Here is a 17919-nt window from a genome sequence, read left to right as displayed (position 1 = left end):
ATACGCAGATTTACTCTTTCGTGAAAATGAATAATATTAAGCCACTTGTTCACGAATTGAGAATGCTATGGATCTGACCCAACTGGAGATGTTTAACGCCGTTGCCGAGGCAGGCAGCATTACCCAGGCGGCAGCAAAAGTGCATCGTGTGCCATCTAACCTGACTACCCGTATCCGCCAGCTGGAAACAGAACTCGGCGTTGAACTGTTTATTCGCGAGAATCAGCGTTTACGTCTCTCGCCTGCCGGGCATAACTTTTTACGCTATAGCCAACAAATTCTCGCGTTAGTGGATGAAGCGCGGAGCGTTGTCGCTGGCGATGAGCCACAAGGCTTGTTTTCTCTCGGTTCGCTGGAAAGCACCGCAGCGGTACGCATCCCAGCTACACTGGCAGAATTTAACCGTCGTTATCCTAAAATTCAGTTTTCCCTTTCCACTGGCCCTTCCGGAACTATGCTGGACGGTGTACTTGAGGGAAAACTGAATGCGGCATTTATTGATGGTCCGATTAACCATACAGCCATTGACGGGATACCGGTGTACCGCGAAGAGTTGATGATCGTTACGCCGCAAGGACATACTCCCGTTACCCGCGCCAGTCAGGTTAATGGTTGTAATATCTATGCCTTCCGCGCTAACTGCTCGTATCGCCGCCACTTTGAGAGCTGGTTTCATGTCGACGGCGCAGCGCCGGGGACAATTCATGAGATGGAGTCATATCACGGTATGCTGGCCTGTGTAATCGCCGGAGCGGGAATTGCGCTTATTCCTCGTTCCATGCTGGAAAGTATGCCGGGGCATCATCAGGTTGAAGCCTGGCCATTAGGTGAGCAATGGCGTTGGTTAACGACATGGCTGGTCTGGCGTCGTGGCGCGAAGACTCGTCAGCTTGAGGCGTTTATTGAACTGCTTGACACATCGCTGGAACAGCATGAAGCGGCAAAATGAGATGTGGATCACAAAGTCATTGTATTCACATCATTAACCGTTTTAAGATCATTTCATCACCTTTTCGCAACTCACCCGATAATCTGTTATGACAACAAACACTGTTTCCCGCAAAGTGGCGTGGCTACGGGTAGTTACGCTGGCAGTAGCCGCCTTCATCTTCAATACTACCGAATTTGTCCCTGTTGGCCTGCTTTCTGACATTGCGCAAAGTTTTCACATGCAAACTGCTCAAGTCGGCATCATGTTGACCATTTATGCATGGGTAGTAGCGCTAATGTCATTACCTTTTATGCTAATGACCAGTCAGGTTGAACGCCGCAAATTGCTGATCTGCCTGTTTGTGGTGTTTATTGCCAGCCATGTGCTGTCATTTTTATCGTGGAGCTTTACCGTTCTGGTGATCAGCCGAATCGGCGTTGCTTTCGCACATGCTATTTTCTGGTCGATAACGGCGTCTCTGGCGATTCGCATGGCGCCAGCAGGTAAACGAGCGCAGGCGTTGAGTTTAATCGCTACCGGTACAGCACTGGCAATGGTATTAGGTTTACCCATTGGTCGAATTGTGGGGCAATATTTCGGCTGGCGAACGACGTTTTTTGCCATTGGTATTGGAGCGCTTATCACTCTGCTATGCCTGATTAAGTTACTTCCATTACTCCCCAGCGAGCATTCCGGGTCGTTGAAAAGTCTTCCGCAACTGTTCCGCCGCCCGGCATTGATGAGCATTTATTTGTTGACGGTAGTGGTGGTTACCGCGCATTACACGGCATACAGCTATATCGAGCCTTTTGTGCAAAACGTAGCTGGGTTCAGCGCCAATTTTGCCACCGCATTGCTGTTAATACTCGGAGGCGCAGGCATCATTGGTAGCCTGATTTTCGGCAAACTCGGCAATCAGTATGCGTCTACGCTGGTGAGTGCGGCAATTGCGTTATTGCTGGTGTGCCTGGCGCTACTGTTACCTGCGGCGAACAGTGAGATGCACCTCGGCGTACTGAGCGTTTTCTGGGGGATTGCAATGATGATCATCGGCCTTGGGATGCAGGTAAAAGTGCTGGCGCTGGCACCGGATGCTACCGACGTTGCGATGGCGCTATTTTCGGGGATATTCAATATTGGTATCGGCGCCGGGGCGCTGGTGGGTAATCAGGTGAGTCTTCACTGGTCGATGTCGATGATTGGCTATGTTGGCGCGGTGCCTGCTCTCGCCGCGTTAATATGGTCAATCGTCATATTCCGCCGCTGGCCAGTGAAACTCGAAGAACAGACACAATAGTTGAAAGGCCCATTCGGGCCTTTTTTAATGGTACGTTTTAATGATTTCCAGGATGCCGTTAATAATAAACTGCACCCCCATACACACCAGTAAGAAGCCCATCAGGCGGGAGATCGCTTCAATTCCCCCCTTGCCCACCAGCCGCATAATTGCGCCAGAGCTACGTAGGCTTCCCCACAAAATGACCGCAACCAGAAAAAAGATCAGCGGCGGCGCAACCATCAGAACCCAGTCTGCGAAGGTTGAACTCTGACGTACTGTGGACGCCGAACTGATGATCATCGCAATGGTCCCCGGTCCGGCGGTACTTGGCATTGCCAGTGGAACAAAGGCGATGTTGGCACTGGGTTCATCTTCCAGCTCTTCGGATTTGCTTTTCGCCTCCGGTGAGTCAATCGCTTTTTGCTGGGGGAAGAGCATACGGAAACCAATAAACGCGACAATTAAGCCGCCAGCAATACGCAGACCGGGAATCGAAATCCCGAATGTGTCCATCACCAGTTGTCCGGCATAGTACGCCACCATCAAGATAGCAAAAACATATACCGAGGCCATTAATGACTGACGATTACGTTCGGCGGTGTTCATGTTACCCGCAAGCCCGAGAAACAACGCTACGGTAGTTAACGGGTTAGCTAACGGCAATAACACCACCAGCCCCAGGCCTATAGCTTTAAACAAATCTAACATTGGTGGTTGCCATCCTGTGTCGCTAGTTATCTGCGAAAAGTATAAAGGGTAAACAAGGGGAAAGTTTCACTCTTTAACTAATCTTGCAGCACACTGCGCAATACTTGAACCGATTTAGCAAATCGTGGCATCAAGGGATTCATTCGTTTGACTTATACTTGCCTGGGCAATATTATCCCCTGCAACTAATTACTTGCCAGGGCAACCATTGTGAAAAGTACCAGCGACCTGTTCAATGAAATCATCCCATTAGGTCGCTTAATCCATATGGTTAATCAGAAGAAAGACCGTCTGCTTAACGATTATCTGTCACCGCTCGATATCACCGCGGCACAGTTTAAGGTGCTCTGCTCTATCCGCTGCGCGGCGTGCATTACTCCCGTTGAGCTGAAAAAAGTCCTTTCGGTTGACCTTGGCGCGCTGACCCGCATGTTGGATCGCCTGGTTTGCAAAGGCTGGATTGAGCGGTTGCCGAACCCGAATGACAAGCGCGGCGTGTTGGTGAAACTCACCAGCAGCGGCGCGGCAATATGTGAACAATGCCATCAATTAGTTGGCCAGGACCTGCATCAAGAATTAACAAAAAACCTGACGGCGGACGAAGTGGCAACGCTTGAGCATTTGCTTAAGAAAGTCCTGCCGTAAACAAAAAAAGAGGTATGACGATGTCCAGACGCAATACTGACGCTATTACCATTCATAGCATTTTGGACTGGATCGAGGACAACCTGGAATCACCACTGTCACTGGAAAAAGTGTCAGAGCGTTCAGGTTATTCCAAATGGCACCTGCAACGGATGTTTAAAAAAGAAACCGGCCATTCATTAGGTCAATACATCCGCAGCCGTAAGATGACAGAAATCGCGCAAAAGCTGAAAGAAAGTAACGAGCCCATCCTCTATCTGGCAGAACGTTATGGTTTCGAGTCACAGCAAACGCTGACTCGCACCTTCAAAAATTACTTTGATGTTCCGCCACATAAATATCGGATGACCAATATGCAGTGCGAGTCGCGGTATTTGCATCCATTGAACCATTACAACAGTTAATAAAAATGTGACAACGTCACTGAGGCAATCATGAAACCACTTTTATCCGCAATGGTAACCGCGCTTATTCTCTTTTCCGCGCAGAGCTTTGCGGAGCAAACCTCGCAACCGGTCGTTACTTCCTGTGGCGATGTGGTGATTGTTCCCCCATCGCAGGAACAACCACCGTTCGATTTAAATCACATGGGTACAGGCAGTGACAAATCGGATGCGCTGGGCGTGCCCTATTATAACCAACACGCCATGTAGTTTATTCAGGCCCCGGCATATCGGGGCTTGTTAGCCTCTCACCTTCACCGCTTTACGCCACCGCAAACCAAACACATTGATATACAGTCCGGTCATAATAAGCACGGCACCTAAGAATTGCAGGCCTGTTAGGCGTTCATCCAGCAGTAACGCTGCACTTGCCAGACCGACTACCGGCACCAGTAATGATAATGGTGCGACACGCCATGTTTCATAGCGTCCAAGCAGCGTACCCCAGATCCCATAACCAACTATCGTCGCCACAAATGCCAGATACATCAACGCCAGAATGGTGGTCATGTCGATAGTGACCAGACTGTGAATCATTGTTTCCGAGCCATCGAGAATGAGCGAGGCGACAAAAAACGGGATTATAGGGATTAATGCGCTCCAGACGACCAGAGACATCACTGCCGGACGGGATGAATGAGACATGATCTTTTTATTGAAGATATTGCCACTCGCCCAACTAAATGCCGCCGCCAGGGTCAAAATAAAACCGAGCATCGCCACATGCTGACCGTTAAAGCTATCTTCGATTAACACCAGTACGCCAAAAATCGCTAACGCAATCCCCGCCAGTTGCTTACCGTGCAGTCGTTCGCCAAAAGTAAAAGCACCAAGCACGATAGTAAAAAACGCCTGAGCCTGTAAGACCAGCGAGGCTAGTCCTGCCGGCATACCGAAGTTAATGGCGCAAAAGAGAAAGGCAAACTGCGCAAAACTGATGGTTAAACCATACCCCAGCAGCAAATTCAGCGGTACTTTTGGCCGCGCCACGAAAAAGATTGCCGGGAAGGCGACCAGCATAAAGCGTAAACCGGCCAGCATCAGCGGTGGCATGTTATGGAGCCCCACTTTGATGACCACAAAATTAAGCCCCCATACAACGACGACTAATAGCGCCAACAACCCATCTTTCCGCGACATTTTCCCGCCTCTGAATTTTCATTTTTTGTCAGCAATCAACTTAGCTGAATTTACTTTTCTTTAACAGTTCATTCGTTAATCACCGTTTACCACGGCATTAATGGCAAATAAGTCGCTATACTTCGGATTTTTGCCATGCTATTTCTTTACATCTCAAAAACATAACGAAATGCATTGTCGGACAGCCAAATGAACTTATCTCTGAGACGCTCTACTTGCGCCCTTCTCGCCTCGTCGTTGTTATTAACTATCGGACGCGGCGCCACGCTGCCATTTATGACTATTTACTTGAGTCGCCAGTACAGCCTGGGTGTCGATCTCATTGGTTATGCGATGACAATTGCGCTCACTATTGGCGTCGTTTTTAGCCTCGGTTTTGGTATCCTGGCGGATAAGTTCGACAAGAAACGCTATATGTTACTGGCAATTACGGCCTTCGCCAGCGGTTTTATTGCCATTCCCCTGGTGGACAGTGTCACGCTGGTGGTACTTTTTTTCGCACTCATCAACTGTGCCTATTCCGTTTTTGCCACAGTGTTGAAAGCCTGGTTTGCCGACAATCTTTCATCCACCAGCAAAACGAAGATCTTCTCGATCAACTACACCATGCTCAACATTGGCTGGACCGTCGGCCCACCACTCGGCACCCTGTTAGTCATGCAGAGCATCAATCTGCCCTTTTGGCTGGCAGCTATCTGCTCAGCGTTTCCCATGGTTTTCATTCAAATTTGGGTAAAGCGCAGCGAGAAAATCATCGCCACAGAAACAGGCAGCGTCTGGTCGCCAAAGGTTTTGTTACGGGATAAAGCGCTGCTGTGGTTCACCTGCTCGGCCTTTCTGGCTTCTTTCGTGAGCGGTGCCTTTGCCTCTTGTATCTCGCAATATGTGATGGTCATAGCGGATAGTGGTTTTGCTGAAAAAGTGGTCGCAGTGGTCCTGCCTGTTAATGCCGCGATGGTGGTTACGTTGCAGTATTCCGTTGGGCGACGAATTAACCCGACCAACATCCGCGCGCTGATGACGGTAGGCACACTCTGTTTTGTCGTCGGGCTGGTCGGTTTTATTTTTTCCGGAAACAGCCTGCTATTGTGGGGAATTTCAGCCGCGGTATTTACTGTTGGTGAAATTATTTATGCTCCCGGTGAGTATATGTTGATTGACCATATTGCGCCGCCTGGAATGAAAGCCAGCTATTTTTCCGCTCAGTCATTAGGCTGGTTGGGTGCAGCAGTAAATCCATTAGTGAGTGGTGTGGTACTGAGCACTCTCCCGTCTTCCTCGCTGTTTATCATCCTGGCGGTAGTCATCATTGCCGCGTGGGCGCTGATGTTAAAAGGTATTAACGCCAGACACCAGGGGCAGCCAGCACTCTGTTGACATTCGTGCCGTGCCACTGCTGGCACGGCTTTGCTAATCATTATTCTGAGGCAAAGGCATAGCCTTCCCTCGCCGAGCGGGTAAATATGAGTCCGCGCACTTTTTTGAGACGTTTTGAGGCGTTAACCGGCATGACGCCCGCCCGCTGGCTGCTCAATGAGCGCTTAATACGAGTACAGGATTATCTGCAAAATTCGGCTTTTAACATCGATAAAATTGCCGAGCTGACGGGTTTTGGCAATTCAGCGTTATTGCGTCATCACTTTCACCAACGTTTTTTATTATCCCCTTCGCAATATCGTAAAAACAGCCGTTCCCCATCACAATAACCGCCTGATTCAGCCTTTGTTTAGGTAATCTCTGCTAATATCTTTCTCATTGAGATGAAAATTAAGGTAAGCGAGGAAACACACCACACAATAAACGGAGGAAAATAATGTTGGGTAATATGAATGTTTTTATAGCTGTTCTGGGAATAATTTTATTTTCTGGCTTTCTGGCCGCATATTTCAGCTACAAATGGGATGACTAATGAACGGAGATAATCCCTCACCTAACCGGCCCCTTGTTACAGTTGCGTGCAAGGGACCTGATTTTTTGACGGCGAAAAAAAACCGCCAGTAAACCGGCGGTGAATGCTTGCATGGATCGATTTGTGTTTTGCTTTTACGCTATCAGGCATTTCTCTGCGCTGGTAACGGTTCTTTGACACAGTAGCATTATTTTTCTCAATGAATGTTAAACAGAGCTTAAACTCGGGCTATCACACTCTGCTCGTCAATAAACATGCAGCGATTTCTTCCGGTCTGCTTACCTTCGTACATTGCTCTGTCAGCCCTTCCAATAACCACATCCAACGGTTCTTCAGGAAATGCGCGGCTCACGCCAGCGGTCACTGTTATTGGGATATGTCCGCCAGGATGCGCTATGGCATGGTTATCAACTAACTGACAAATACGTAGCCCAGCACGACACGCCTCATCATCATTTTGCGCTTTGATGATAATAATAAACTCTTCACCACCATAGCGATAAACCGTATCGTAGTCACGCGTCCAACCGGCTAAGTAAGTCGCCAGGGTTCGTAATACCACATCACCGATTAAATGCCCGTAGGTATCATTAACCAATTTAAATCGGTCTATATCCAGCAGCATCAAATAAAGATTCAATGGTTCAGCATTACGTAATTGATGATCAAAGGATTCATCAAGCACCCGACGGCCAGGTAATCCCGTCAATACATCCATATTGCTGCGAATAGTCAGCAAATAAATTTTGTAATCTGTTAATGCTGCGGTAAAAGAAAGCAACCCTTCCTGAAATTCGTCAAAATGAACTTCTTGCCAGCGATTTTCGACAATAGCCAGCATTAATTCCCGACCACAGTTATGCATATGCTGATGGGTAGAGTCTATTATCCGAACATAGTGTAATTCATCACTATCGAGTGGTCCATGATGATCAAGCCACCGACCAAACTGGCACAGTTCATAAGAATGGTTATCCGTAATTTCTGGCTGACTGGTATCTCTCGCTACCACGCTATGGAACATACTCACCAGCCACTGGTAATGGGCATCGATAGCCTTATTGAGATCTAACAAGATAGCATCGATTTCCGTTGTCTTCTTGATCATTGCCACTCCTTTTTCACAATTCCTTGTGCGTTCTATTGTAACGAGAGAAAAGAAAATTTATGTCAACAATTCCATAGAAAAAACATTAATTAATGGATAAAAACATAACGGCGTGATTTAAAACAAAATAAACAGAAAAAAGTGATTAAATCTGTCAGAACACGTTAAATTCAAGCCAGAAGATATAATACCGATTATGCCAAAGGGAAGAAGGTAATGGCCTGAAAGATTAGGTCTTTTGGCAGTATTATAAATCCAATTATTTCTGCAAATGTACGCAGATCCCGGATAACTAAAAAAGAAATGAACAGCATATTATAATATAGCACCGGACTGGATGTAGCCCGGTGCTATATGGGGGGAATTATACGTTCAAGCCGCGATGTTGCAGCATCGGTGTAATCTGTGGTGCCTTACCTCGCCATTGGCGATACAGGTGTTCTAAATCTTCGCTATTACCTTTGGAAAGGATAGCGTCGCGAAAACGTTGCCCATTTTCACGCGTTAAACCGCCTTCCTCGACAAACCATTGATAACCATCGTCTGCCAGCATTTGCGTCCACAGATACGCGTAGTAACCCGCCGCATATCCGCCACCAAAAATGTGAGCGAAATAACTACTGCGATAACGCGGCGGTACCGCGGGAAGATCCATGTTTTCCGCCGCCAGCGCCCGAAGCTCGAAATCGTCCACGTCGTGGCGTGCTTCATTCTCCTCCAGACAATGCCAGCGCATATCAAGAAGCGCAGCGCTAAGTAACTCGCTCATCTCGTAGCCTTTATTGAACAGGCTGGCATTGCGCATTTTCTGTTGTAACTCTTCCGGCATGGTTTCTCCGGTTTGGTAATGCTTCGCATAGCGAGAGAATACCTGCGGATTTGTCGCCCAGTGTTCGTTGATTTGTGAAGGGAACTCGACGAAATCACGCGGCGTGTTGGTGCCAGAAAGCGTCGCATAACGTTGGCTGGCAAACAGGCCGTGCAGCGTATGACCAAATTCATGGAATAAGGTTATAACATCGTCCCACAATAACAATGCAGGTTCGCCTGTCGCTGGTTTCTGATAATTGCAAACATTGTAAATAACGGGACGTGTGTCATTGAGCGTCGATTGCTCAACAAAATTCCCCATCCACGCGCCGCCGCTTTTGGAATCACGGGCAAAGAAATCACCGTAAAATAGCGCAAGACCGACTCCGTTATGGTCAAATATTTCCCATACGCGCACATCCGGGTGATAGACCGGTATATCAAAGCGCTCGACAAATTTAATGCCGAAAAGCTGATTTGCAGTCCAGAATACCCCCTCATTCAACACTGTGTTCAATTCGAAATAAGGCTTGAGCTGCGCTTCATCGAGATCGAATTTCTCGCGTCTTACCTGCTCGGCATAAAATGCCCAGTCCCACGGCTGGACGCTAAATCCGCCTTGCTGCTTTTCGATAACCGCCTGAATAGACGCCAGTTCATCGTCTGCTCGCTTACGCGCGGCCGGGACAATTTCACGCATGAAGTTAAGTGCTGCTTCGGGTGTTTTTGCCATCTGGTCGGCGATTTTCCACGCAGCATAATGAGGGAAACCAAGCAGTTTCGCCTGCTGCGCGCGGATCTCCACCAGCCGTTGAATAATGGCACGGGTATCGTTAGCGTCTTTTTTTTCTGCCCGAGTCCAGCCCGCAGTGAACAGTTTTTCACGCGTCGCGCGATCGCGCAGTTCGGCAAGCGCCGGTTGCTGGGTGGTATTCAGCAGTGGGATAAGCCACTTGTTATCCAGACCTTTCTCGCGCGCTGCATCCGCCGCCAGGGCAATATCTTGCTCACTCATCCCGGCCAGTTGCCCAATATCGTCAACCACCAGCCCACCGGATTTGTTCGCCGCTAATAACCGCTGGTTAAACTGACTGATAAGGGTCGCCGCCTCTGTATTCAGCACTTTTAATTTTGCCTTATCGGCCTCTGCAAGTTTGGCCCCGGCAAGAACAAAACGTTGATGAATCACCTCGACCAGTCGAATAGATTCGCTATCAAGACGCAGAGATTCACGGCGCTGCCAGATGGCATCGACCCGAGCGAACAATTCGCCGTTCAGGTAAATGTCATTAGCCAGTTCCGCAAGTTCTGCCGAGAACTGTTCATCAAGACGCTGTAATTCATCGTTGGTATGCGCCGAGGTCATAGCGAAGAAGACGCTGGTCACACGTGTGAGTAATTCCCCGCTCTTTTCAAGAGCCAGAATAGTATTAGTAAAATCGGGCGTCTGTGGGTTTAACGCTATCGCTTCTATCTCAACCCGCTTTTGCCGCATCCCCTCGTCGAATGCCGGGCGATAGTGATGATTTGCAATCTGATCAAAATGGGGCGCCATATAAGGCAGCGTGCTCTGCGTAAGAAAAGGATTCGTCGTTGACATTTTCTACTCCTGAAAACGAGGTGTTCCATAGCGTAGGCTGACTGATAACGGAGTGCAATGTTGCAAACCAGTATTACCCGCTCTTAAGCATCACGTGCTATGTTAGTGACACACAAAAGCGTTGAGGAACAGTGAGATGATCGTTTTAGTAACTGGAGCAACGGCAGGTTTTGGTGAATGCATTACTCGTCGTTTTATTCAACAAGGGCATAAAGTTATCGCCACTGGTCGTCGTCAGGAGCGGTTGCAGGAGTTAAAAGACGAGCTGGGCGATAATCTGTATATTGCCCAACTGGACGTCCGTAACCGCGCCGCCATTGAAGAAATGCTGGCATTGCTTCCTGCCGAGTGGAGTGACATTGATATTCTGGTGAACAATGCTGGACTGGCGCTGGGTATGGAACCTGCACATAAAGCGAGCGTTGAAGACTGGGAAACCATGATTGATACCAACAATAAGGGCCTCGTGTATATGACGCGCGCAGTCCTGCCAGGCATGGTTGAGCGCAATCGTGGTCACATTATTAACATTGGTTCAACGGCGGGTAGCTGGCCATATGCAGGTGGCAACGTCTACGGCGCGACAAAAGCGTTTGTTCGTCAGTTCAGTCTGAATCTACGCACAGATCTGCACGGTACGGCAGTACGTGTCACAGACATCGAACCCGGGCTGGTGGGTGGCACCGAATTTTCCAATGTCCGCTTTAAAGGCGATGACGGCAAAGCAGAAAAAACTTATCAAAATACCGTTGCACTGACGCCAGAAGATGTCAGTGAAGCCGTCTGGTGGGTAGCCACTCTCCCCGCTCACGTTAACATCAATACCCTGGAAATGATGCCGGTTACCCAAAGCTATGCCGGGTTGAATGTCCATCGGCATTAATTTTTATACCCGGCCTCACCGCCGGGTTATTGCTTGTCACAAAAAAGTGGTAGACTCTTGCAGTTAACCCACTCAAAAGCAATAACGAATGACCGTCGAAACACAACTTAATCCCACACAGCCTGTCAATCAGCAAATTTACCGTATTCTTCGCCGCGACATTGTGCATTGTCTGATTGCACCAGGTACGCCATTGTCGGAAAAAGAAGTTTCTGTTCGTTTCAATGTGTCACGCCAACCGGTTCGCGAAGCCTTCATTAAACTGGCTGAAAACGGCCTGATTCAAATTCGCCCGCAGCGTGGCAGCTACGTCAATAAAATCTCCATGACCCAGGTTCGCAATGGCAGTTTTATTCGACAGGCCATTGAGTGCGCGGTGGCACGGCGGGCAGCGAGCATGATCACTGAAAGCCAGTGCTACCAACTTGAGCAAAATCTTCACCAGCAACGCATTGCCATTGAGCGCAAACAACTGGATGATTTTTTTGAACTTGATGACAACTTCCATCAACTCCTTACCGATATTGCTGACTGTCAGCTCGCGTGGGACACCATTGAAAACCTGAAAGCGACCGTTGACCGGGTGCGCTACATGAGTTTTGACCACGTTTCGCCGCCGGAAATGCTGCTTCGCCAGCACATGGATATTTTCTCTGCGCTGCAAACACATGATGGTGATGCCGTTGAAAAGGCAATGGCATTGCATTTGCAGGAGATTAGCGAGTCCGTACAGCTAATACGCCAGGAAAATAGCGACTGGTTCAGCGAAGAGTAATTCTTTTCCTCTCATCCCATTCGGGGTGAGAGTTCATCCCCCTTCTTCTGGTTTATGCAAGCATCAAAAAAGATGTGAACTTGATCATAAACAAAAAAAAATTCACTCGACAGGAGTATTTATATTGCGCCCGTTACGTGGGCTTCGACTGTAAATCAGAAAGGAGAAAACACCTATGACGACCTACGATCGTAACCGTAACGCAATCACTACTGGCAGCCGTGTTATGGTTAGCGGCACCGGTCACACTGGCAAGATCCTGTCGATTGATACTGAAGGTCTGACCGCAGAGCAAATCCGCCGCGGTAAAACCGTAGTAGTTGAAGGTTGTGATGAAAAACTCGCACCTCTGGACCTGATTCGTCTCGGCATGAACTAAGCGTGTGAATGCCGCCATCGGCGGCATTGCTGTCACTTATCACTTCACCGCATATTTCGCCACGGTCGCTTTCGCACCATGCGCTAATAAAGACAAATACGCTTCCGTCACCTTTGCAGTGAACAACGCATTGTTCGGCAAATCGTCACCAAATATCGCATTAATCGCCATCAAGGACTGCACGCGCGCTTTCCCTTCTGCACTACTTTGCACGGCCTTCTGAATGGCCGGTAATAACGGGTCGCTGATTTCGATGGGATTACCCTGCTCATCAACACCGCCGACATATCGCATCCAACCAGCGACGCCAAGCGCCAACAAATCGAACGCGCTGCCCTGTTTCAGATGCCAGCGAATGGAATCCAGCATGCGCTGTGGGAGTTTCTGACTGCCATCCATCGCAATCTGCCAGGTTCGATGGCGTAACGCTGGATTACTGTAGCGTTCAATCAGTCGATCCGCATAATTTTGCAGATCCACGCCCTGCACTTTCAGCGTCGGCGCCTGTTCCTGCAACATCAAGGCATGTGCCGCACGGCGATAATGTTCATCTTCCATGCAGTCGTTAATATGCTGATATCCGGCCAGATAGCCCAGATACGCCAGGAATGAGTGGCTGCCATTGAGCATACGCAGTTTCATCTCTTCATAAGGCAGCACATCGCTGACCAGTTCAGCACCTGCTTTTTGCCATTCCGGACGTCCGGCAACAAAGTTATCTTCAATAACCCACTGACGGAACGGTTCACAGGCTACACCGGCTGGATCGCGCACGCCGGTAAGGTGCTCAATTTTATTCAGCGTTTCTGCCGTCACTGCCGGAACAATGCGATCAACCATTGTCGAAGGAAAAGTCACGTTTTCGACGATCCATTGCGCCAGTTCTGTATCGACTGCATGCGCGTAAGAAGTGACAACGTCACGCATCACATGACCATTTTCCGGCATATTGTCGCACGACATTACTGTAAATGCCGGTAAGCCTGCGGCCTTGCGCCGGGCCAGCGCCTCCACAATAACCCCTGCTGCCGTTTTCGGCTGGTGGGGATTATTTAGATCGTCAACGATCATCGGGTGATCCAGCATTAACTGCCCGGTCGCCGGAGAGTGAAAATAGCCTTTCTCTGTAATAGTCAGAGAAACAATTGCAATTTGCGGTTCGCACATGGCAGCAAGCACAGCTTCTAAACCGTCTATTTGCACGTGCAACGCTTTTTTCACTACCCCCACTACACGAGCGGTCCAGGCATCGGCCGACATTTCCGCAACGGTATAGAGATTATCTTGCTGTTTTAGATCGGCGATTTGCTGTTCACCGCCAATCAGGTTCACTTCATAGTAGCCCCAATCGCTGTGATGCTGGGCAGCCAGGATATCGGCATACACGCCCTGATGCGCGCGATGAAATGCGCCAAAACCTAAATGAACAATTTTGGGCGCCAGGTTATTACGATCATAAACAGGGAGTGTCGCTTTTGCTGATAACAAATTATTTCCCATGACAATTCCTTTAATTTCAATATGGCAAGCTGAATGGTTTGTTATATGAATAAAAAATCCCTCCTCACTAAGAGAAGGGATTCTGGATTTACAGACTTGTTGAAGGTTGCGCAGCTCTTACAACGCGCGGTTGATCTTCTGCCGCATCTTCCAGCGCACTCAAATCGCGGTCTTTAACTTCTGGCATTTTCAGCGCGGAGATTAAACCGATAACAGAATAAGCCATAATCATTATCGCAATCGGATACCAGGATTCAGTCATGGTGCAGAAAATACCCGCCAGGATAGGACCGAAACCTGAGGCAATAAGACCACCAATTTCTTTAGAAATTGCCATCCGGGTAAAGCGGTTTTTACAGCCGAACATCTCTGCCATGGTAATGTTTTCCAGGGCAAATAATCCCAACACCGCACAGTTATGAATCACAATCAACGCAACCATGATGGTGCTCGGGGCATAGCTTTTATCGACGATAATAGACAGCATTGGCCACGCCAGCACAATGGCTGAAGTATTCATAATAATGTAGGGAATACGACGACCAATTTTATCGGACAACCATCCCAGGAATGGAATAGTCATAAAACCGATAATTGAGCTGATCATTAAGGCATCTGTCGGAATCGCTTTATTAAACAGCAACGTCTGTACTAAATAACCTGCAAGGAAAGTTTGAATCAGGCCGGAGTTTCCTGCTTGCCCAAAACGAAGACCCGTTGCCAGCCAAAAAGATTTGCTCTGGAACATACTACCAGAAGGCACAGCTTTTGGCGCAGGTTGCTGACTGTCATTAACCTTCTCAAATACCGGGCTTTCTTTCAGGTTCATACGCAGCCAGATAGCAAAGACCATTACTACCACACTCGCCAGGAACGGTATACGCCATCCCCATGCCAGCAGTTCTTCTTTACTGAGAATAAAGAACATAAAGGCCCAGATTGCCGTTGCGCTCAAGGTTCCGCAGTTCGTTCCCATCGCGACGAACGAGGAGATAATTCCGCGCTTTCCTTTCGGTGCATATTCAGCAAGCATAGTACCTGCACCAGAAATTTCCGCGCCGGCTCCCAACCCCTGAACAATACGCAGCGTCACCAGCAAGATTGGCGCAAAAACACCAATCTGCGCATAGGTCGGCAACACGCCAATTAGGGTGGTACAGATCCCCATCATGGTGATGGTAATAAAGAGTACTTTTTTACGCCCTATTCTGTCGCCCATTTTGCCGAAAATAAATGCTCCGACAATACGTGCCACATAACCTGCACCGTAGGTTCCCATTGCCAGAATTAACGCCATTGCGGTTGATGATTCCGGGAAAAATATTTCATGAAACACTAACGCTGCGCCGAGCGAATATAGCTGAAAATCCATGAATTCAAGCGCAGTCCCCAACCATCCCGACACTGCTGCTTTCACCAAATCCTTAGTGCTTCTTTCGTGTTTTTCTATTGTCATAATGGATATCTCTAAATAAGAGGTAAGATGCGTACTACTTACTCGCTGTTATTGGTATTATTCAGAAAAAGTGAGTAAGACTTTGCAGCAATGTTTTTGATCCTGTTCAAATAAACTTATGGCATCAGCAACATGCTGAAAATCAAACGTGTGAGTAATTAATTTTTCTGGTTTAATTAACCCTTTGCTTAACCAGTCGATCACGACCGGGAATTTGTTAGCATTTAACCGGGATGAGAAAATAGAAAGTTCTTTTCCGGTAATTCCCTGCTGAATGACTTCAGACGGTTCACTGGAGAAGCCCATTAACACAATACGTGCCGCTGGAGAAGCCAATGTAACCGCTTCTTTCAAAATTGACGGATGGCAAGCAGCATCAATAATTAATGTTGGCTTGATTCCTTTTTCAGCGAATATTTCACCAAGCGGAGTCTGACCATTATTAATCGCCCAATCCGCCCCGCTCTCTTTCGCTTTTTCCAGTCGTTCATCAATGCGATCGGCAACAATCACGTTTTTGACGTTATAAACACCCTTTAATACCTGAACAATAGTCAGGCCAATCGGACCTGCGCCATAAACCAGCACGGTGTCATCTTCAGTAGGTTTACCGTGTCCGGTTACGTTCGCCGCAATGGTAAAGGGCTCGATCATTACCGCAAATTTATCTGCCACTGCATCGGGGATTTTCCACGCATTTTTTGCCGGAACAACGGCATATTCACTGAAACCACCGTCAGCGTGAACACCTAATACAGCTAGCGTTGTACAAACATTCGGTTTACCAATTGAGCACGGATAGCAATGCCCACAGCTCACTACCGGATCTACCGCAACACGTTCACCGATCCGGCTGTTTTCAATACCTTCGCCGACGGCATCAATCACGCCAAAAAATTCGTGGCCAATGACGCGCGGATATTTTGCAAACGGATTATGACCGCGATAAATATGGCTATCAGAGCCACAAATACCGGCCAGTTTCACTTTTACCCGTACTTCACCCGCAGACGGGTTGGGTATTTCACGTTCGATAATTGCCAGTTGATTTGGTTTTTCAATTAAAATACTTTTCATTATTTTTCTCCTTACCAGTTCCACAGCGTGCCATCTTCCAGACGTGCGACTGGCAGATAAGCGGGTTCGTAGGGGTATTTTGCTGCCAGCTTTTCATCAAACTCGATGCCAAGACCCGGTTTGTCGCCCGGATGCATATAGCCGTTATCGAAAGTCCAGTTATGCGGGAAGACTTCGAGCATTTGTTCTGAATAGCCCATATATTCCTGAACACCGAAATTCGGCACCCACAGATCAAAGTGCAGCGCCGCAGCCATGCAGACAGGCGACAAATCAGAAGGACCGTGTGAGCCAGTGCGTACCTGATACAGGGATGCGAAATCAGCGATCCGACGCATACCGGTGATGCCGCCCGCATGAGTCAGCGTAGTGCGGATATAGTCGATGAGTTGTTCTTCTATCAGTTGTTTGCAGTCCCAAATGCTATTGAAGACTTCACCCACCGCAATTGGCGTGACGGTATGTTGGCGAATGAGGCGGAAACACTCCTGGTTTTCCGCAGGCGTCGGGTCTTCCATCCAGAACATGCGATAATCTTCAATGCTTTTACCAAAACGCGCCGCTTCAATAGGCGTTAAACGATGGTGCATGTCATGCAGCAGATGTTCATCAAAACCAAACTTGTTACGTACCGCGTCGAACAGTTTTGGCATGAAGTCGAGATATTTTTCCGTCGACCACAACTGCTCCTCCGGCCACTGCCCTTTTGTCGCAGGTTCATAAGCCAGCCCCTTGCCTTTGGACATGCCATAGGTGGTCTTCATGCCTGGAATGCCGCACTGTACGCGGATGGCTTTGAATCCCAGTTCCTGATGACGAGCATAATCATCCAGTGCCTCATCAATGGAGTGACCGGTTGTGTGACAATAAACCATAACCCCTTCGCGAGACGCGCCACCCAGTAGCTGATAAAGCGGCATGTTGGCGGCTTTGGCTTTAATGTCCCACAGCGCCATATCAACAGCCGAAATGGCCGACATGGTGACTGGACCGCGACGCCAGTACGCCCCTTTATAGAAAAACTGCCAGATATCTTCGATACGGTGAGCATCGCGGCCTATAAGCTGCGGACAAAGGTGATCTTGCAGATAAGACGCAACGGAAAGCTCGCGTCCATTCAGTGTGGCATCGCCAAGACCGGTAATACCGTCCTCGGTGGTGATTTTTAAGGTGACGAAATTACGCCCCGGACAGGTAACAAAAACTTCAGCCCTTACGATCTTCATGTTCGATTCCTTGCATCGCTTGTCGTGATGCATGACATCTACGCAACTGA

The 17919-nt window shown here is 48.4% G+C and carries 18 protein-coding genes and 2 pseudogenes; 12 read left to right on the top strand and 8 right to left on the bottom strand.

What is annotated here, in order from left to right:
- Nucleotides 1-67 precede the first annotated feature (67 nt).
- Nucleotides 68-949: a LysR family transcriptional regulator gene (locus D9597_RS22485; protein ID WP_130224806.1), complete on the top strand. Its 882-nt coding sequence runs from the start codon at nt 68-70 to the stop codon at nt 947-949.
- Nucleotides 950-1037: 88 nt separating this feature from the next.
- Nucleotides 1038-2228 carry an L-arabinose MFS transporter gene (gene ydeA, locus D9597_RS22480; protein ID WP_130224804.1) on the top strand — a complete coding sequence of 397 codons (1191 nt, stop codon included), beginning with the start codon at nt 1038-1040 and terminating at the stop codon, nt 2226-2228.
- A gap of 24 nt (nt 2229-2252) precedes the next feature.
- On the opposite strand, the gene marC is transcribed toward ydeA, so the two are convergent.
- Nucleotides 2253-2918 (bottom strand): NAAT family transporter MarC, encoded by a 666-nt coding sequence (gene marC, locus D9597_RS22475; protein WP_130209251.1) that lies wholly within the window; start codon nt 2916-2918, stop codon nt 2253-2255.
- Nucleotides 2919-3128: 210 nt separating this feature from the next.
- Between marC and marR the strand changes: the two genes are divergently transcribed.
- The 3 genes from marR to marB are packed head-to-tail and all read left to right on the top strand — an operon-like array spanning nt 3129 to nt 4216.
- Nucleotides 3129-3563 (top strand): multiple antibiotic resistance transcriptional regulator MarR, encoded by a 435-nt coding sequence (marR, locus tag D9597_RS22470; protein ID WP_130209253.1) that lies wholly within the window; start codon nt 3129-3131, stop codon nt 3561-3563.
- A 20-nt stretch (nt 3564-3583) separates the two neighbouring features.
- The gene (gene marA / locus D9597_RS22465) at nt 3584-3967 is read left to right on the top strand and encodes an MDR efflux pump AcrAB transcriptional activator MarA (RefSeq protein ID WP_130209255.1); all 384 of its coding nucleotides are present in this window, start codon (nt 3584-3586) and stop codon (nt 3965-3967) included.
- Nucleotides 3968-3997: 30 nt separating this feature from the next.
- Nucleotides 3998-4216, top strand: coding sequence for a multiple antibiotic resistance protein MarB (marB, locus tag D9597_RS22460; protein ID WP_130209257.1), 219 nt, complete (start codon nt 3998-4000; stop codon nt 4214-4216).
- A 30-nt stretch (nt 4217-4246) separates the two neighbouring features.
- On the opposite strand, the gene eamA is transcribed toward marB, so the two are convergent.
- Nucleotides 4247-5146, bottom strand: a complete 900-nt coding sequence (gene eamA / locus D9597_RS22455; RefSeq protein WP_130219097.1) for an O-acetylserine/cysteine exporter — start codon at nt 5144-5146, stop codon at nt 4247-4249.
- 189 nt (nt 5147-5335) lie between these two features.
- Here eamA and ydeE point away from each other — a divergent pair, with 189 nt between their 5' ends.
- The 4 genes and pseudogenes from ydeE (at nt 5336) to D9597_RS23455 (ending at nt 7158) form a co-directional block, all read left to right on the top strand.
- A complete protein-coding gene (gene ydeE, locus D9597_RS22450) occupies nt 5336-6523 on the top strand; it encodes an efflux MFS transporter YdeE (RefSeq protein WP_130224802.1) in 1188 nt (395 codons plus the stop codon).
- A gap of 65 nt (nt 6524-6588) precedes the next feature.
- Nucleotides 6589-6852, top strand: a pseudogene (locus D9597_RS22445) (helix-turn-helix domain-containing protein); the annotation flags it as partial.
- Between the two features lie 107 nt (nt 6853-6959).
- On the top strand, nt 6960-7055 hold the full coding sequence (mgtS, locus tag D9597_RS22440) for a protein MgtS (protein WP_064529968.1): 96 nt from the start codon (nt 6960-6962) through the stop codon (nt 7053-7055).
- A pseudogene (locus D9597_RS23455) lies at nt 7055-7158 on the top strand (hypothetical protein). The gene mgtS and the pseudogene D9597_RS23455 overlap by 1 nt, the downstream one beginning before the upstream one ends.
- A gap of 114 nt (nt 7159-7272) precedes the next feature.
- On the opposite strand, the gene D9597_RS22435 reads toward D9597_RS23455, so the two are convergent.
- The gene (locus D9597_RS22435; RefSeq protein ID WP_130224800.1) at nt 7273-8163 is read right to left on the bottom strand and encodes a diguanylate cyclase; all 891 of its coding nucleotides are present in this window, start codon (nt 8161-8163) and stop codon (nt 7273-7275) included.
- Nucleotides 8164-8527: 364 nt separating this feature from the next.
- Nucleotides 8528-10573: a peptidyl-dipeptidase Dcp gene (gene dcp, locus D9597_RS22430; RefSeq protein ID WP_130224798.1), complete on the bottom strand. Its 2046-nt coding sequence runs from the start codon at nt 10571-10573 to the stop codon at nt 8528-8530.
- Nucleotides 10574-10709: 136 nt separating this feature from the next.
- Between dcp and ydfG the strand changes: the two genes are divergently transcribed.
- From ydfG to ydfZ, 3 genes are all read left to right on the top strand, one after another.
- Nucleotides 10710-11456 carry a bifunctional NADP-dependent 3-hydroxy acid dehydrogenase/3-hydroxypropionate dehydrogenase YdfG gene (gene ydfG / locus D9597_RS22425; protein WP_130224796.1) on the top strand — a complete coding sequence of 249 codons (747 nt, stop codon included), beginning with the start codon at nt 10710-10712 and terminating at the stop codon, nt 11454-11456.
- A gap of 88 nt (nt 11457-11544) precedes the next feature.
- Nucleotides 11545-12231: a DNA-binding transcriptional regulator rspR gene (rspR, locus tag D9597_RS22420; protein ID WP_130219085.1), complete on the top strand. Its 687-nt coding sequence runs from the start codon at nt 11545-11547 to the stop codon at nt 12229-12231.
- Nucleotides 12232-12406: 175 nt separating this feature from the next.
- Nucleotides 12407-12610 (top strand): putative selenium delivery protein YdfZ, encoded by a 204-nt coding sequence (ydfZ, locus tag D9597_RS22415; protein WP_000214710.1) that lies wholly within the window; start codon nt 12407-12409, stop codon nt 12608-12610.
- A gap of 39 nt (nt 12611-12649) precedes the next feature.
- Here the strand turns inward: ydfZ and D9597_RS22410 are convergent, their stop codons facing one another.
- The 4 genes from D9597_RS22410 to rspA form a co-directional block, all read right to left on the bottom strand.
- Complete coding sequence (locus tag D9597_RS22410; protein WP_130224794.1) at nt 12650-14110, bottom strand: mannitol dehydrogenase family protein; 1461 nt, start codon at nt 14108-14110, stop codon at nt 12650-12652.
- Nucleotides 14111-14198: 88 nt separating this feature from the next.
- Nucleotides 14199-15566, bottom strand: a complete 1368-nt coding sequence (gene ydfJ, locus D9597_RS22405) for an MHS family MFS transporter YdfJ (RefSeq protein WP_130224792.1) — start codon at nt 15564-15566, stop codon at nt 14199-14201.
- A 57-nt stretch (nt 15567-15623) separates the two neighbouring features.
- Nucleotides 15624-16643, bottom strand: coding sequence for a Zn-dependent oxidoreductase (locus D9597_RS22400; protein ID WP_130224790.1), 1020 nt, complete (start codon nt 16641-16643; stop codon nt 15624-15626).
- An 11-nt stretch (nt 16644-16654) separates the two neighbouring features.
- Entirely contained in the window at nt 16655-17869 is a 1215-nt protein-coding gene (gene rspA, locus D9597_RS22395; protein WP_064529975.1) for a starvation-sensing protein RspA, read from the bottom strand.
- Nucleotides 17870-17919: the final 50 nt, after the last annotated feature.

Source organism: Escherichia sp. E13S3, from assembly GCF_004212325.1.
GTDB lineage: Bacteria > Pseudomonadota > Gammaproteobacteria > Enterobacterales > Enterobacteriaceae > Escherichia.
This window is presented reverse-complemented; position numbering and strand designations above follow the sequence as displayed.

What these genes read in the sequence shown, in the direction of transcription:
- ydfG (WP_130224796.1), top strand. Translation starts at nt 10,710, where the DNA reads ATGATCGTTTTAGTAACTGGAGCAACGGCAGGTTTTGGTGAATGCATT.
- ydfJ (WP_130224792.1), bottom strand. Translation starts at nt 15,566, where the DNA reads ATGACAATAGAAAAACACGAAAGAAGCACTAAGGATTTGGTGAAAGCA.
- dcp (WP_130224798.1), bottom strand. Translation starts at nt 10,573, where the DNA reads ATGTCAACGACGAATCCTTTTCTTACGCAGAGCACGCTGCCTTATATG.
- D9597_RS22435 (WP_130224800.1), bottom strand. Translation starts at nt 8,163, where the DNA reads ATGATCAAGAAGACAACGGAAATCGATGCTATCTTGTTAGATCTCAAT.
- ydfZ (WP_000214710.1), top strand. Translation starts at nt 12,407, where the DNA reads ATGACGACCTACGATCGTAACCGTAACGCAATCACTACTGGCAGCCGT.
- D9597_RS22410 (WP_130224794.1), bottom strand. Translation starts at nt 14,110, where the DNA reads ATGGGAAATAATTTGTTATCAGCAAAAGCGACACTCCCTGTTTATGAT.
- mgtS (WP_064529968.1), top strand. Translation starts at nt 6,960, where the DNA reads ATGTTGGGTAATATGAATGTTTTTATAGCTGTTCTGGGAATAATTTTA.
- marA (WP_130209255.1), top strand. Translation starts at nt 3,584, where the DNA reads ATGTCCAGACGCAATACTGACGCTATTACCATTCATAGCATTTTGGAC.
- marB (WP_130209257.1), top strand. Translation starts at nt 3,998, where the DNA reads ATGAAACCACTTTTATCCGCAATGGTAACCGCGCTTATTCTCTTTTCC.
- D9597_RS22400 (WP_130224790.1), bottom strand. Translation starts at nt 16,643, where the DNA reads ATGAAAAGTATTTTAATTGAAAAACCAAATCAACTGGCAATTATCGAA.
- ydeE (WP_130224802.1), top strand. Translation starts at nt 5,336, where the DNA reads ATGAACTTATCTCTGAGACGCTCTACTTGCGCCCTTCTCGCCTCGTCG.
- marC (WP_130209251.1), bottom strand. Translation starts at nt 2,918, where the DNA reads ATGTTAGATTTGTTTAAAGCTATAGGCCTGGGGCTGGTGGTGTTATTG.
- eamA (WP_130219097.1), bottom strand. Translation starts at nt 5,146, where the DNA reads ATGTCGCGGAAAGATGGGTTGTTGGCGCTATTAGTCGTCGTTGTATGG.
- ydeA (WP_130224804.1), top strand. Translation starts at nt 1,038, where the DNA reads ATGACAACAAACACTGTTTCCCGCAAAGTGGCGTGGCTACGGGTAGTT.
- rspR (WP_130219085.1), top strand. Translation starts at nt 11,545, where the DNA reads ATGACCGTCGAAACACAACTTAATCCCACACAGCCTGTCAATCAGCAA.
- D9597_RS22485 (WP_130224806.1), top strand. Translation starts at nt 68, where the DNA reads ATGGATCTGACCCAACTGGAGATGTTTAACGCCGTTGCCGAGGCAGGC.
- rspA (WP_064529975.1), bottom strand. Translation starts at nt 17,869, where the DNA reads ATGAAGATCGTAAGGGCTGAAGTTTTTGTTACCTGTCCGGGGCGTAAT.